The following is a 15,350-nucleotide window of genomic DNA, read 5'->3' on the forward strand; positions in this document are numbered from 1 at the left end:
GCTCCTATTAAATTGTATGTCTTATTTAGAAAATGTTTTCAACATTCATAGCAAATTCCCTGCCATTTACAAGAAATTTTTAATATCTTTTTCTCCTGGTTGTGGCAGGGATACCTAATTCATCGCGGTATTTTGTAACTGTCCTACGAGATATCTTAACCCCTCGTTTAGCAAACAATTCAGCAATCTTTTGATCACTGAGGGGACTGGAAGTATCCTCTTGTTGAATAATCTCCTGCAAAATCTTTTTTAGACTCTCCGCAGATACCTGGGAGCCACTGGCATCATCAAGTCCCGAGGAAAAGAAATACCTCATTTCAAAGACACCCTGGGGGGTTTGTATGTACTTATTAGAGGTGGCCCGACTAACGGTGGACTCGTGAACGCCAACAATCTCGGCAACTTTTTTCAGGTTTAGGGGCTTCAAAAATTTTACCCCGTAATCCAGAAAGTCATGTTGCAATTCCACCAGGCAATTGGCCACTTTGTACAACGTTAACCGACGCTGTTCAATGCTGCGTATTAACCAGGCCGCTGCATTTAGCTTTTCCTCCACAAACTGTTTCGTATTCTGATCGGCAGAACTATTTTTCGCTAAAACCCTGCGGTAGGTATTGTTAATGGAAAGACGTGGAATAGCCACATCATTAACCAAAATAACATACTTTCCCTCTACCTTTTCCACCACCACATCCGGGGTGATATAGCGCAAGTCATCGTTTTGGCTGAAATTTCTACCGGGCTTTGGTTCCAGCTTTTTAATAATATCGGCTGCCCGTTGAATTTCCTGGGGAGATACATTTAATTTGGCGGCAATCTTAGCCACTTTTCCTGTGGCCAGATCTGGTAAATATTGATCGATCAATGCATTTACCAGGGGATCATCAATTTTTAAAAACTCCAACTGAATTCTTAGGCATTCTTTTAAATCCCTGGCCCCTACACCGTGGGGGTCAAAACCTTGCAAAATCCGCAGGGCCCTTTCCAACTGATCCAACCCCACTGCCAGCTGTTGCCCTGCTTCTTCCAGACCAATACCCAGATAACCCCTGGGGTCAATATTACCAATGAAATATTGAACAATTCTTTTTAAATCTTCATCGGCCCGGCTGAGGCTCAGTTGAAAGGTTAGGTGTTCGATTAGGGTGGGTGTATGGGTCACAAACTGCTCAAAACTAGGTTGTTCAGTAGTCTCCCTCTGATTTCTGCCCGGGGAAAACCCCAGGTCGCTGCGGTCTTGAAAATACTCTTCCCAGTCCATGTCAAATTCTTTCTTATCTATTTTCTCTGAATGGGCTTCTCGGGTGGTATTTGGGTCCTCCTGACGCTCCTGGTCGTACTCCTTAACTTCCAACATAGGGTTTTCCAACACCTGTTGTTCTACGTATTCCACCAACTCCAGGGAAGATAACTGCAATACCGTGATGGCCTGACGAAGCTCAGGTGTCATAATAAGTTTTTGGGTCTGCTCTAAATTAAGTCCGAAGTCCATTCGCAAGCTCCATCACCCCCGTTGTTTAAACCAAATTTCGAAAAATATAAATATACTATTTAGAATTATCGTACAATAAAAACCTAGTAATCATTTCTATTTCTCTGCTGTAATATCCTTTTAGCGCCTGAGTATTTCCGCAATATTGTAGTTTCCCCCATCCACCGCATAGAGGGTGCGTACGCCGCTGGTCTGCTCTACATAGGTTGCCATGGGGGGCCGGAGGTCGTCGGGGCTCAGGCAGCAATGGTTAAAATGCGTCATGATGCACAGTTTTACTTTGCTGCCCCGGAGTAAATGAGCTAGCCCCAATGTGGTTATATGCCGATGCGCATAGACATTATGACTGGTGACATTGGCAATTAGAACATCCACCTGGCTAAAGGCTTCCTTTATATCGGTACGGTAATCAACAATATCAATTAAATCCATGATCGGTCCCCGGTAGGATAAATCCTTCGACCCTTCGGGGGTGGTATATCCCTGGATATAATTGGTATCACTGGTGTAACCAAGGGTTAAACTTTCTGTCTGTAAAATAAAGCCATAGTTTTCCTCCCCGTGATAAGCCGGTATCGGTGTCAGGGCAACCTTTCCTATGGGCATCGGTTGGTGGGCCTCCAGAATTCTTACCGTCGGCCCCCCTTTATAGCCAGAAAGTCGATCCTTACCTTGGTGGTAGATGCTTAATAGTCTGTCTCGCTCCAATACCTGCCTAGGTGCCAGTACAACCCCCCGACGGACAAACATACCCCAGCACATGGCCTCAATGACGGCCTCGGCCCCGGCATAGTGGTCCAGATGTCCATGGGAGATAAAAATCCCATCCAGAGAACCCAGATCAAGACCTGCCTCCCGGGCCCGCACCACAGCCCCGGGTCCCGGATCCACATAAAGACGTAGTCCATCCACCACTAAGATAAAGCCAGCTGTTCTCGGCACCTGGCTAAAAACTGCCTCGGGATTCCCACCGGTACCCAAAAAAAGGACACTGGCACCCGGAGCTGCCGGGGCGGGTTCCTGCCGATGGCGATATTTAGTATAGGACTCTATGGCGGCGGTTCCGGTTTTCTCTCTTAATTCTTGGTCAATCTTCTTTATATCCATGGTATTCCTTCCCTGACCGCAGTTTTTCCGCCAAACGTTCAATTTTTCGGATGCGATGGTTTACCCCGGATTTACCCACCGGGGGCGTCCAAAGTTCCCCCAATTCTTTTAAACTGGCATCGGGATATTGTAATCGGTATTCTGCAGTTTCCTTCAGGGGCTTTGGCAGCTTTTCCAAACCAATTCTATCAGCCAGAAACTTAATATTTTCCAATTGCCTTACAGCAGCATTGACCGTTTTATTTAAATTGGCTGTTTCACAGTTCACCAGCCGGTTGACCTGGTTGCGTACCCCTTTATAAATACGAGCATTCTCAAAATCCAACAGGGCTGAATGGGCCTCCATTAAGTTAAGACAGTCAATGATTTGCTCACTGCCCTTCAGATACACCACATACCAGTTTTTACGGGGGCTAACCTTGGCGGGCAACTGAAAGTACTGCATCAACTCCACTAGATCCTGGGCATGTTTCTGATTATCCGTAATAATTTCCAAATGATAGGTCCCTTCGGGATTGTTAACGGAGCCACCGCCCAAAAAGGCCCCCCTTAAGTAAGCCTTACGACAGCAGTCCCGGGCAATTAAATCTTTGACAATTCCTTCTTCTGTAAAACTAAAACTCCCGGCCTGAAAACCCAGGGCCTTAAATATCTCTTCAATGCCCGGTTGGGCAGGAATCCGAACGATATAAACATTATTTTTACGCAGTCGCACCTTGCGTCGCACCATAATCTCTGTGGACAGACCAAATAAATTTTTCAATAGCGTAAAAATTTTTCTAGCAACGGCTGCGTTTTCCGTGACAATATTAAGGGAAAATTTCTTTTGGCCACTGATCTGGACACTGCCATCCATCTTAATCAGGGCAGCCAATTCTGCCATTCGGCAACATTTTTTACTTCCCACAACCCGTGCCAGTTCATTTTTTGTTACTGCCGAGAAGGACATGGGCACCCCTCCACTTCACAAAAGATATTATACCACAGTTAAAATGGCACAATATGGTCTGATGCAAATTTTATACCATTATATCAATATGTTAATAGATTGCCCCAGTTTATAAAAAATTGCTGGCCTAATAACTTCCATAAATTGTAAAAAATTTATAATTTTTACTTCTAACTAGTTCACATGGAATAAATTTCCCTCTATAATGATTTGGGAGAGTGATGACAATTGCAAAAAAATTTTGAACAAATTCAAAAGATTATTATTGCCTCGGCTTTATCCCTGGGACTTCTGGTATCAATGGGGGGTATTGGCTACAAGTATTTATTTGCCAAGGAGCAAACCTTTACTCAATCAGGAAAAGCAGTTCAGGTAACTCAGCCTGCTTCATTCCAACCAGAAACAATATACAGTAAATTTCAATTAAAACAGCCGGTCAATGTGCTGGTCCTAGGTGATCAGGGGATACTCTCCGGGGATTATCTCAATAAAGAAATAAACAAGGTAGAAGAAACATTTAAGAGCCAAGTAAAACTTACTACACTAACCAATAACAGTGGCACCCCCTGGAGCACCCTCATGATCTTCAATAAATTCCAGGCCAGCCAGTCTGAACAACCGGATCTTATTTTGCTTTATCCCGGCACAGAAAACCAGCAGGAGGTTAAGGAATCACCGTCCGAGGGTCTTTACGAGGCAATCCTACAAACCGCCGGCAAAGCCTTACCAAAAGCAGAAATTATCATGCTGCAAGGGACCAATCTCCAGCCGGCAATAAAGCAAATTCAAACGGCACTGGCAAAGCACTACAACCTGCCCCTATGGGAACCTGATTCTAGCAAATCAACGCTGCTAGAGCTTTTAAAACAGCGGTCAACCGCAGAATTTACCGGAAATAAGATTACAGCGGTAAATCCAGTGGCAGACATTGACCAGTACCTATCCTGGCAGCAAATTCAAAAACCTTCATCAGCCTATTTAATGGATAAGCCCAATGTAAAAGAGAACTTACCAGTATTAGTTGGTTCACAGAGCGGCGCCTATGTGGAAAGTAACTTTACAGGAAAGGCCGTTGGGGTACTGGTGAAGTGTGTACCGGACGGCGGTATGGCCAGGATCTATGTGGATAATACAAAATATAACATCATTGACACCTACTCACCGGAGCCTTGCATGAAATATTTTCTGGTGGCAGATAACCTCCCACCGGGTGAGCACCGGGTAAGACTCATTGTCCTTGGCCAGAGCAAATACCCTTCCAACGGCAAACGCATCATTTGGTATGGATTTGATGCCACCGGAAGCAAAGATTCAGCTAATAAAAAACCCGGGGAATAACCCCGGTTTTTTTATGCTAAAACATGCTTTTGCATTTTTGGGCAATGGTAATTTGTGCCTCAAGCCTTTCGATAACCTTATCTAATTCCTGGTTATCTAGATTTTCGATTTTGCGTGAACCTGCGGCCATTTTTAAAAAGTGCTCAGCCTCGGAGGGCTGATACCCCTCGCCAACTATTTTTTGTTTTAACTCTTCTATCTTCTGTAATCTAGTACGTTGCTCACCTTTGTCGGATACTAATGTGCCTTTAAGGGCCTTTTGATAATAAGTCATTCCTTAAACCTCCCGAAAGCCCCGACTATTAAAATTTTTTCTCGGCAACCCGGCTACCCTAGCTACACCTTAGGCCCGTGGTTTTGCGCCCCACCCTTTCGGAGGGTTTGCCTTTGTCGGAACATAAATATTATTCGACAATATTATTCGACAACCTTATACAGTATCCTCTTTATTTTGATAATTGTCATAAATATTTCATTTTTTACTAATGATATCCAATAGTTTCTTAGGTTAGTAATGAACTCCCCCTAGGGGGGCCTTAATGTTCTTATATCTTACTGAGCAATTGCTTTCTTCGTTCTTTCTTTTGCTGCTGATAGGCCTCTCTGGCCTGCTCCGTAAAATCACTTTGATAACCATATTCCAACAGTTCATTCTCTGCAAAGGCAATGGCTGCATAGACCCTGGCATCACACTGGGCCTCCAGACCCTTGGCTAAACCTATATATTTTTCTGCCAGATCGCTTTTGGAACCTTTTTTTTGCCCGGAAGTAATTTGGCGATACTCCTGCTTGGCAGAGGCTATTAAACCACCTAACTTACCATTATACTCACCTTGTAAGGCAGTCAGCTTGCCCTTTAGCCTGTTTTCAATGTCCGCCTGTGAGGGGGCATTTTTATTAATCTCAGTGATCCCCTTTGTGGGGCCTTCTGCCTGCGTAGAATCGTTTCCCGCAACCCCTTGCTGTTTTAATTCTGCTTCCTGTTTTTTTAGAGCAATGACTTCGGGTAAATCATTGTATTCTTCATTGTTAATAAGCTCTGTCTTTTGTTCCTGCAGGTTTTTTTCATCTAAATCCGATTGACCATTTAGTACCTGTTTATCAAAGTAAAAATATCCAGAGCCTAGAATAAGACCTACTATAATAAAAACAATCCATAATTTTTTAATAAATAAACCTCCCCTCCGAAATCACTTTATTTTCTAAAGAAGGATTGTAGCCCGTACCAAAGGCCTTTCTTTTTTCTTTTTTCGCCTCTGGTTAGTTGATAAGGTAGAACTTCGCCCTTGCCAATGGCTTCTCCCTTTGTCACTTTTTCAGGATTGCCCAGGACCAGTTGTAGTGCTCTTTCTCGGCCCACTAATTCTTCCACCACAAGACGGGCTTCCCTTAATAGAAAGGGTCGCTTGATGGGATCATGGGCATCCGAGGCAATAAAATCCACCCACCCCAGACGAACAAAATCCTGGGTCAACTGCTGTATTTTTGAGCCAAAACGACCAGTCAGACTACCAGCAGTAACCTGCACAAGGCACCCCTTTTCCTGTAACTGATATAGGACCTGAGGACTTTCTATTATTTCCCTGTTTCGTTCCGGATGGGCGAGGATCGGCTTAATTCCCTTCAGCATAATTTCAAAGATTACCTGCCCTGAGTAGGCCGGCACATGATTCATGGGAAATTCCAACAACACATACTTCCCTGTATCATTCAGTGTCAGGGCACTGCCTTGGGCCAACCTCTGGGCTGCATCCAGGGTCAGATGCACCTCCATACCGGGTAATATCTTTAGTGGTAGGCCTGCCCCATCTAGTAATTTTTGTAACTCCGCCACTGCTGACAGAATAGCTTGTCTCTCAGTAAAATAGACCTCTGGGATACAGTGGGGCGTGGCAATAATCGTCGTAATTCCTTCCTGTACAGCCTTTGCAGCCATTTCTAAGCTTATAGCTTGGTCTTTGGCACCATCGTCGATGTTGGGTAAGATATGGCAATGTAAATCGATCAAACCTTTTCCTCCAAATGTTTGTTACAAATTTCCTTGAGCCATTTGTAAAAGATGACCCTGTTTAAACAGGGTCATCTAGTCGTTATGGTGTTTAATTTAGTGGCATAAAGGTCTTACTTAGGTTGACCATGAAGTCTAAAGTTTCTATGAGGCTGTCATAGGCACTATCGTTCCTGCTCTCTAACTCTTTCTTTGCCAACATTATTACAGTGGCATCTACTTCAACATCTCCGGGCTGTGAGTTTTCATCTTTCTCAAAGACAATTCCTTTAAGAATTCCACTTAAGGCAGAATCCTGAGAGTGATATGTTTTTAGGCGATCAAAGGTTAATTTAGCCACTGTTTTTAACTCTGGGTGTTGGCGATCACGCAATACGTATAGTGCAGCATTGTAAAGGTCTTTTTCATAGTTATCGGCAGTAACCTTGCAATCGCCCTGCAAGATGCAGGTATATAAATCTATGCCATATTTATATACAACCTCTTGATTAATGTTATATTGCCGAAGCTTAGTAACAACTTCACTAAACTCCGTTTTCAGCTTCTCAATCTCTCCGCTGATCAACTGAACACTATCGCCTACATTATCCCGTCCCAGGTGAGCCAACCCGCGGATGGTTGCTAAGGCAAAGCGTGCTTCTTCAATGGTAATATTCGTGTTGGTTATATTTTCGAAGCCAGACTTTCTTAAGGCTTCAAAAATCTCTTCTTCTGTTAGGTTATTAACCAGTTGATCCCTTTGTGCCTTCAGGTTATTCCATTCGTCTTGGGTAAGACTATTAAGGCCCGTTTGAATAGCAGTTAGTAATGCTTCCAGAGTTGGTTCTGCCGGCACAAGATTGACGCCTTTTACCGTTACAGTAAAGGTTTTTATTACGGTTGCTTTCCCTTTCTTAATGGTAGCAGTTAATATAACTGTTTTATCTCCACCCACTCTGGGCCGTTTTACAGTACCGTCATTGGTGATTACATCGGTATTACTTGAGGCCCATGTTATAGTGACATTGGGATCAGCATTTACCGTTGGTAAAGTAACATTCTGTGTCACATTTGTCACAGTGTCGCCATTGGCAAAAGTTATATTTAAGTTAGCTTTAACATTTCGTACAGTATCCAAGTCGGCAGCTATTTCATTTAGAGCGGGAGGAAGGGTTGCATCATCTGCCACTACCACATTGGAAATTCCTGAAACATTGCCTGCCAGGTTTGCCAAGGTTGTTCCTGACCCCAAATTTAGTGTCAAACCCTGCACTCCCTGAGCCACAGTTACAGTTCCGTTAAAAGTTCCTCTAAGTTCAATTTGCTGACCAGCAGCAGCTGCTTCTACGGCAACATCACCAAAGGAACCTCCCTGAGCTGCTTCCAGAATAACTTTAGACTCTACCTTGGTAACGGTAATCGACGAATCCTCTGTGACAATACGAACACTATTAGCTTGATTACCGGTGTTAACAGTTAATTTTTGCTTAACTTTTACTTTCTTAAATTTTATTGAATTAGATGCCCCAGAACTTACTGTTACGTTGTCAACATCTATGTTCTGGATGGTAACTTCGCCACTTGCCCCAGGGTTGATGGTTAAGGAACCCACGATGGTTGATGTTCCGCTAGCAGGACCATAGGTACCGCTGGTAGTGATCGTATAATTACCAGTATGGGTACCAGGTTGATTAATTACATCAATAGCAGGAGTGCTTGATCCACCGCCACCACCACCGCCGCCGCTACTACTTTTAACGGCAAAGTGGGCTTTTAGAGTAGCAAGCTGTTGCTTTCCTGCCGCAGCAACTTTTAGTCCTTCAATTACAACATCCGGTGCCTTGTCCTTTTCATCAGGGTTGTAGGCCCTTACGGTATAATCACGATTGGCCAGCACAGCTACCTTAAACTTACCATCCTTATCTGTGGTGGTAACAAAGGTAGGGTTGGTGGTAAATGCAATGGTGGCATTTTTAACTGTTCTTTTATCTTTGTCCTCCAGGTCACCGCTCAATATGGCTGCCTTTTCCAAGGTCAAAGCCTGTGAGGTTAACTGGTTATCCGCTACCTTGACATCACTTTTGTAGCCTACTTCACTGTCAGTAGAAGCAGTGAGGTCATACTTGCCCTTGGGTAGGTTGAATTTATAATTACCGTTGCTATCTGTCTTGGCTTCTTCCATTACCTTGAAGCTATCAGCCTGAAATACTCTCACAACAGCATTGGCTATGGCTTTGCCATTCAGAGTAACTTTACCCTCAATACCACTCTGAACGGTTACCTCTTTTCCATTGGCCTTTAAAGCCCGATCCAAAGATACAACTGCTTCAGCTCGGGTAATGCTCTTCAGCGGACGGAAGGTGTTATCCGGGAATCCATGCATCAAACCGCTATTAACCACTGCACCTATGCCACCCTGGGCCCAGGCTTGTATTTGGGAAGCATCTGCAAAGGCATCAATACCTGCTGTGGTTGTTTGAAGCTTTAACAATCTAGTCAGGATATTAGCAGCCTCTTGCCGGGATATGGCCTGATTGGGCCGGAAGGTACCATCACTGTACCCACCAATATAACCGGCAGCTTTGGCAACGGCTACCTCGCCATAATACCATTGACCTTCTTTAACATCTGTAAAACTATTTGCTGCACCACCATTGTTTAGTGCAAAGGCCCGGTTTACCAGAGCAACAAATTCTGCCCTGGAAACTTCATTGTTGGGCTTAAAGGTACCGTCTGCGTATCCCCCAGCAAGCCCCTTGGCGGACCATTCATTAATTTGCCCCTCTGCCCAATGGCCTTGTAAATCTGTAAATGTGGCAGCAAAGGCTACTGTGGTTAAGGATAAAACTAAACACAGACTAAGCAATATTGCTAGATACTTTCTTTCTTTCACCGATTATTTGCCTCCTCTCGCAATTCAAAGGTAATATATAAAATACTTTCGTATACACCTCCCATTTATCATCAAATTAAAACCTAAACTAACATAAATTTTGGAAGCATTTCTCTAATGCTATTTTTTAGTTAGTAAAAAATTCTTCAACATTACCACAGCCTCTGCCCTGGTGGTGTTATCCGTTGGTCCAAAACATAAGCCCTTTTGCCCGGGTTTCCCTTTGATAATTTGGGCAGCATAGGCAGCCGCAGCCGATGGCTTGGCCCAATCTGCTACTTGGGCTTGATCCGCAAAGGCAGCTAATACCGCTGTGTCGGCTTGTACCGCCATTCCTTTATAACTCATGGCATTTACAAGCATAGCCGCCATCTCTTGCCGGGTAATGGGCGCTCCGGGAGCAAAGGTATCCGCACCCTTCCCCTTAGCCAGCCCAGCCTTGCAAGCCAATGCTACACTGGGGTAGTACCAAGCCCCTTTATTTACATCCTTAAAGACAACCTCCCCTTGACCTTGTAACCCCAATACGTTGACCAGCATAGTGGCAAATTCCGCCCTGGTAACTAGGTCCTGGGGATGGAACTTGTCCGCCTCTACACCATTGACATAGCCCTGGGATGCCATGTATAGAATATCGCTGGCAGCCCAATGCCCTTCGATGTCTTTGAATTCCTTTAAAACAGGTGCAGCAGGTTTTGCTTGGGGTATTGTTTCCGTGGCAGTTACTTGCTCTAATAAAGCATATTGACTGAAATGCTTTGTGTCAAAGTTCATTACATTGGCACTACTATTAAACACCCCACCAACCAAATCCCAATTCTTCGTTTTTTCATTATAGGTATAAACCTTTAGTGTCCCAGTGGATGCACTGTTTCTATATTCCGAGGGTACAGGGAGAGAAACAGTAATAGAACCACTAAATGAAGAAAGGGCTTCAGTATTACTTGATTTATCAACTGCTTCGGATGTTATGTTGTAAATGTAACCTGCAACTTTATATACCCCACCATTTTTGGCGCCCGACATAAGATTATTCATTTCTGAACTAGCCAGTTGCTTGACACGGACCTTAAACTCAGCCTTTTCTTCTCCCATTACTGAGCCAATATTCAGTGCCTCTGTGGAGAAGGCTAACTTAACATCACCAAACCTCATCTCCAATGACTTTCTGGCATCTTTCACTTCTTTTATTTGCAGTCCGTTCAGATAAATATAGGCTTTACTATTAGAATCAACAATTGCCCGGGAACCTGAAGTCTGAATTTTAAATTCTTCTGAGCCTACTGCTCCCCCGCCAGCAACACCGGGAACCGCCGGGTCCTTAAGCAGTTCATTTCTCAGGGTATTGCCTAACTCTTTAACAGCATTCTTAGCATCTGCATATTCCGATGCCGGTAAGGATACTACAGCCTCTTTGAGGGCCTCGTTTGTAAGAAACTTTCCTGTCACAACCTCTTTTATATGGCTATCGTCATTTAACTTGTCTTTGTCAATGCTGTTTACCACATCCCGTACAAAATCTTCTACAACTTTTGAGTCAACATTCAACTGGTCAACTACTTTTGAGTAACTGGGATCCTTTGTAATATTGCTTATAGCATCATCCACTGATCCTGCATTTGCCATGGGGGCAATTAAAAACTGACAGGATAATGCCAGGGACAGGGTAACTGCACATGCTTTTTTTCTTAGCATCTTCTATCTCCTTTTTAGAAAAATTATAAACAAGCTGCCTTATGGCCTCTTTTTTTTCCTTTCTTTTTATCACCGCTGCCTTCACCATAGTAATAATAATAGTAGTAATCCTGACTGTCCTCTTCCACCATATTTAAGATGGTTCCCAGGATCTTCGCTTTACCATTTAAAAGCATTTGCTTTGCCTTCTGGGCTGTTTCAATTTTGGCCTGTCCCGATGCAACAACCAAAACAACCCCATCCGCCTGGGGTGCCAGCAAAGCCGCATCGGTAACAGCAATAATGGGCGGGGAATCAATGATAATAATATCTGCATGTTCACGGAAGGATGTCAGTAAAGCAGTCATTCTTTGGGACCCGAGCAATTCGGCTGGGTTAGGAGGAATGGGCCCGGTGGTTACGATATGTAAATTCTTCATGGGGGAAGGTTGTAAGGCTGTGGCTATCTCAGTGTCCCCCAGCAGTATGTTGGTAAGGCCAATAATATTATCAATTTCCCATACCTTATGCTGGGTTGGCTTGCGTAAATCAGCATCAACAATAATGACGCTTTTACCAGATTGGGCAAAGGCAATGCCTAGATTCGCAGCAGTGGTGGATTTCCCTTCGGCTGGACCGGAACTGGTTATTAATAATGTTTTAAGCTCTTTATCAACAGCTGCAAATTGAATATTGGTTCGGGCTATGCGATAGGCCTCTGCTACCGGTGATTTAGGGTTCTCCAAAACCACGAGTCTGTTATTTAACATCATTCTGCTCCTTTTATTCAATCTTAGGAATAACCCCCAGCACGGGAAGCTCTAAGTAACGTTCCACGTCATCTCCGGTCTTAATGGTTCGATCCAGGAACTCCAGTAAAAAGACAATCCCTAAGGCAACCATCAAGCCAACGACTCCAGCAATGATGATGTTCAACTTTTTATTTGGCTTCACCGGTAAAGTGGGTACCACTGCGTGATCTATAATGTTAACGTTATCAACCTTCATGATTTCTGTAACTTTACGAATAAAAACAACTGCGGTAAAATTGGCCAGCCTCGCTGCCCGCTCCGGGTCGATATCTTCCACCGTTATTTGGATTAATTGCGTATCCTTTACCGGTTTAACATCGATACTCTGACTTAATTGCTCATAGGTCGTATTTATTTTTTCAGACTGCATTACCTTCTCCACCACTGTACGGCTCTTGGCAATTTGGCTATAGGTCTTAACTAGTTGGTTAGCCGTTAAAATATCATTATATTGCAACATCATGGCGTCTTGACCGGAATAGGTTTTGCCCACCATTAAAGTGGTAGATGCCTCATAGCGGGGGGTAAGTACAAAAAAACTGATAATTCCACTGGTCAGCATGGCAATTAAGGGGAGACTTATTAAAATCCATTTACCCTTTTTGATAATGCGCCAGATATCTCTTAGATCGATCACCTCAAAGTCATCTCTCGACTCTATTTTGTCGTCATTCAAGTCAAAGTCTCCTTTACTATGCATAATTATTTGAATAATACGACATTAAACATGCTATTCCTTCATAACGGAAATAATATTTTATCTTTATTTTTCAATTAAATATATCTGTATAAAGATTACTATGTAACCACCAGGTACTTCGACTAATTACTTCGAAATACGACATTATATTTTCTCAAAGGCTGAAAAATCATAAAATAACAAAAAAATAAACCCTCCGTCGGTGTGTGACCTTGGAAGGTTCGGATCTCGCTTTACATGCCAGGGTACTACTTTAAACCTCTTGTTGTAACAGCAGCCAACTACTCCGCATAACCCTTTGGGTTATTTGACTGCCAATTCCAGGTATCCGTACACATTTCCTCAATACCTCTTTCAGCAACCCAATGGAGTTCTATTCTGGCCCTTTCAGGATTTGCGTAGCACATGGCTACATCGCCAGGTCGTCGGTCCACAACAGTATAGGGAACCTTCCTGCCAGAAGCTTTTTCAAAAGCTTTGATCATCTCGAGAACACTGTAGCCTCTTCCTGTACCAAGATTATAGGCATCCAAACCCGTTGTCGGTAAGATCTTCTCCAGAGCTCTCAAGTGCCCTATGGCTAGATCCACAACATGGATATAATCCCTAACTCCAGTGCCATCGGGTGTTGGATAGTCATTACCAAAGACCCTGAGTTCTTTCAGTTTGCCAACTGCAACTTGAGAAATATAAGGCATGAGATTGTTGGGAATTCCCTGGGGATCTTCACCAATAAGGCCACTCTGGTGTGCACCTATGGGATTAAAATAGCGCAGCAGGGCAATACTCCAGTCATTGTCTGACAGATAAAGGTCCCCCAGTATTTCCTCAATCATTAACTTTGTACGACCATAGGGGTTAGTGGCACTGAGCGGAAAGTCCTCGGAGATGGGTACACTTTTGGGGTCACCATAAACCGTAGCCGAGGAGCTAAAGACTAGCTTCTTCACACCATGCTTTTGCATGGTCTCACAAAGAATAAGTGTACCGGTAATATTGTTGTGATAATAACGAAGGGGTATTGCCACAGACTCTCCCACTGCCTTAAGCCCGGCAAAATGGATGACAGCCTCTATCTGGTTTTCTAAGAATACCTTTGCAAGCTCTGCTTGCTCTAAAACATCAACCTTGTAAAATTTTAATTCTCGACCAGTAATTTCTCTGATACGCCTTAAAACCTCTGGCTTACTATTCGAAAGGTTATCCACCACTACTACCTCATACCCCGCCTTGAGCAGTTCCACACAGGTATGGCTACCGATATATCCTACTCCTCCTGTAACCAATATAGACATTTTAATTCCCTCCATTAATATAAAAACCTTTAGCAACAACCCAAAGGGATATATTGGCTGCTAGTTCTCTTGCAATATTATATCTTACCGATTGATGCCAATCATAGTCCCTATGGGCAAAAATCCCTACCAATGCCCGGTACACAAATAAAAAAGACAATAACCGTGCAGCAACACTACAGGGTCATTGTCTTTTTTAATTATAGATACTACCAATTATGTTTCGGTATGCGAAAGTTAAATATCTTTTATGAACTGTTCTATTAATTGTATTAAAATATAAAGTATAAAGGGAAAGGAGGAGAATAGGATGAATTTGTTTGATTTATCAGGTAAAGTTGCGGTTATTACCGGAGCATCCAGCGGTTTAGGAGCCGATGCGGCAAGGGCCTACGCTGCACAAGGTGCTGATGTGGCCCTTTTAGCCAGAAGGAAAACAAAACTCGATCAGGTTGTGAAGGAAATTGAAGCCACCGGCAAAAAAGCCATTGCCGTACAGTGTGACGTTTCTAACGAGGAAAACGTTAAACAAGCCGTTGAAGAAATATTGTCTCATTACGGTAAAATTGACATTCTGCTTAATAATGCCGGCATTGCAATTAAAGGTTCTGTGGAAAACATGACGGTAGAACAATGGGATACTGCGATGGATATTAATGTAAAAGGTATTTTTTTGATGTGTAAATATATCGTTCCTCAGATGAAGCAGCGTAAGTATGGAAAGATTATCAACGTTGCTTCTGTCAATGCGATTATAGCAGATAAGGCCGAACCACTGGTTCGCCACTCTTATAATACATCGAAAAGTGCAGTGCTTGGCTTAACCACTGGTATGGCAGTTTCTCTGGCCCAGTATGGGATTACTGTTAACGCAGTGGGCCCAGGCCTTTTTGAATCGGAGATGACTGCGGATACTTTATTTAAGGAAGAAAGCTTCCTGCAGATGTACAACTCACTTTGCCCGGCTTCCAGACCGGGGCGTAAAGGCGAGCTTAATGGACCAATTTTATTCTTTTCTTCTGATGCATCCAGTTATACCACTGGACAGTTTATTACAGTGGATGGCGGATTGACTGCGGTTTAGTAGCCCCTATGAAAGAAAC

General features: G+C 43.4%; 13 protein-coding genes and 1 riboswitch. Of the genes, 3 read left to right on the forward strand and 10 right to left on the reverse strand.

Going from position 1 to position 15,350, the window contains the following annotated elements; genetic code table 11:
* Nucleotides 1–79: 79 nt before the first annotated feature.
* The 3 genes from rpoN to whiA form a co-directional block, all read right to left on the reverse strand.
* Nucleotides 80–1,498 (reverse strand): RNA polymerase factor sigma-54, encoded by a 1,419-nt coding sequence (gene rpoN, locus DRED_RS15950; RefSeq protein WP_041274682.1) that lies wholly within the window; start codon nucleotides 1,496–1,498, stop codon nucleotides 80–82.
* Between the two features lie 114 nt (nucleotides 1,499–1,612).
* On the reverse strand, nucleotides 1,613–2,599 hold the full coding sequence (locus DRED_RS15955; protein WP_011879287.1) for an MBL fold metallo-hydrolase: 987 nt from the start codon (nucleotides 2,597–2,599) through the stop codon (nucleotides 1,613–1,615).
* Nucleotides 2,580–3,548: a DNA-binding protein WhiA gene (gene whiA / locus DRED_RS15960; RefSeq protein WP_011879288.1), complete on the reverse strand. Its 969-nt coding sequence runs from the start codon at nucleotides 3,546–3,548 to the stop codon at nucleotides 2,580–2,582. Before whiA ends, DRED_RS15955 begins: the two co-directional genes overlap by 20 nt.
* 228 nt (nucleotides 3,549–3,776) lie before the next feature.
* Between whiA and DRED_RS15965 the strand changes: the two genes are divergently transcribed.
* The gene (locus DRED_RS15965; RefSeq protein ID WP_011879289.1) at nucleotides 3,777–4,886 is read left to right on the forward strand and encodes a hypothetical protein; all 1,110 of its coding nucleotides are present in this window, start codon (nucleotides 3,777–3,779) and stop codon (nucleotides 4,884–4,886) included.
* Between the two features lie 16 nt (nucleotides 4,887–4,902).
* On the opposite strand, the gene DRED_RS15970 is transcribed toward DRED_RS15965, so the two are convergent.
* Nucleotides 4,903–5,160: a hypothetical protein gene (locus tag DRED_RS15970; RefSeq protein WP_011879290.1), complete on the reverse strand. Its 258-nt coding sequence runs from the start codon at nucleotides 5,158–5,160 to the stop codon at nucleotides 4,903–4,905.
* Between the two features lie 40 nt (nucleotides 5,161–5,200).
* A riboswitch (cyclic di-GMP riboswitch) is annotated at nucleotides 5,201–5,282 on the reverse strand.
* 143 nt (nucleotides 5,283–5,425) lie between these two features.
* Between DRED_RS15970 and DRED_RS18885 the strand changes: the two genes are divergently transcribed.
* On the forward strand, nucleotides 5,426–5,602 hold the full coding sequence (locus tag DRED_RS18885; RefSeq protein WP_156779688.1) for a hypothetical protein: 177 nt from the start codon (nucleotides 5,426–5,428) through the stop codon (nucleotides 5,600–5,602).
* Between the two features lie 479 nt (nucleotides 5,603–6,081).
* Here DRED_RS18885 and DRED_RS15975 read toward each other — a convergent pair whose 3' ends face one another.
* From DRED_RS15975 to galE, 6 genes are all read right to left on the reverse strand, one after another.
* Entirely contained in the window at nucleotides 6,082–6,894 is an 813-nt protein-coding gene (locus DRED_RS15975; RefSeq protein ID WP_011879291.1) for a tyrosine-protein phosphatase, read from the reverse strand.
* A gap of 91 nt (nucleotides 6,895–6,985) precedes the next feature.
* The gene (locus tag DRED_RS18025; protein WP_011879292.1) at nucleotides 6,986–9,766 is read right to left on the reverse strand and encodes an S-layer homology domain-containing protein; all 2,781 of its coding nucleotides are present in this window, start codon (nucleotides 9,764–9,766) and stop codon (nucleotides 6,986–6,988) included.
* Between the two features lie 120 nt (nucleotides 9,767–9,886).
* Nucleotides 9,887–11,461, reverse strand: coding sequence for an S-layer homology domain-containing protein (locus tag DRED_RS15985; protein WP_011879293.1), 1,575 nt, complete (start codon nucleotides 11,459–11,461; stop codon nucleotides 9,887–9,889).
* 23 nt (nucleotides 11,462–11,484) lie between these two features.
* On the reverse strand, nucleotides 11,485–12,213 hold the full coding sequence (locus DRED_RS15990; protein WP_011879294.1) for a CpsD/CapB family tyrosine-protein kinase: 729 nt from the start codon (nucleotides 12,211–12,213) through the stop codon (nucleotides 11,485–11,487).
* 10 nt (nucleotides 12,214–12,223) lie between these two features.
* Nucleotides 12,224–12,928 carry a YveK family protein gene (locus tag DRED_RS15995; protein WP_011879295.1) on the reverse strand — a complete coding sequence of 235 codons (705 nt, stop codon included), beginning with the start codon at nucleotides 12,926–12,928 and terminating at the stop codon, nucleotides 12,224–12,226.
* Between the two features lie 305 nt (nucleotides 12,929–13,233).
* Nucleotides 13,234–14,247, reverse strand: coding sequence for a UDP-glucose 4-epimerase GalE (gene galE, locus DRED_RS16000; RefSeq protein ID WP_011879296.1), 1,014 nt, complete (start codon nucleotides 14,245–14,247; stop codon nucleotides 13,234–13,236).
* 310 nt (nucleotides 14,248–14,557) lie between these two features.
* On the opposite strand from galE, the gene DRED_RS16005 reads away from it, so the two are divergent.
* Nucleotides 14,558–15,331: an SDR family NAD(P)-dependent oxidoreductase gene (locus DRED_RS16005; RefSeq protein ID WP_011879297.1), complete on the forward strand. Its 774-nt coding sequence runs from the start codon at nucleotides 14,558–14,560 to the stop codon at nucleotides 15,329–15,331.
* Nucleotides 15,332–15,350: the final 19 nt, after the last annotated feature.

Source organism: Desulforamulus reducens MI-1, from assembly GCF_000016165.1.
GTDB lineage: Bacteria > Bacillota > Desulfotomaculia > Desulfotomaculales > Desulfotomaculaceae > Desulfotomaculum > Desulfotomaculum reducens.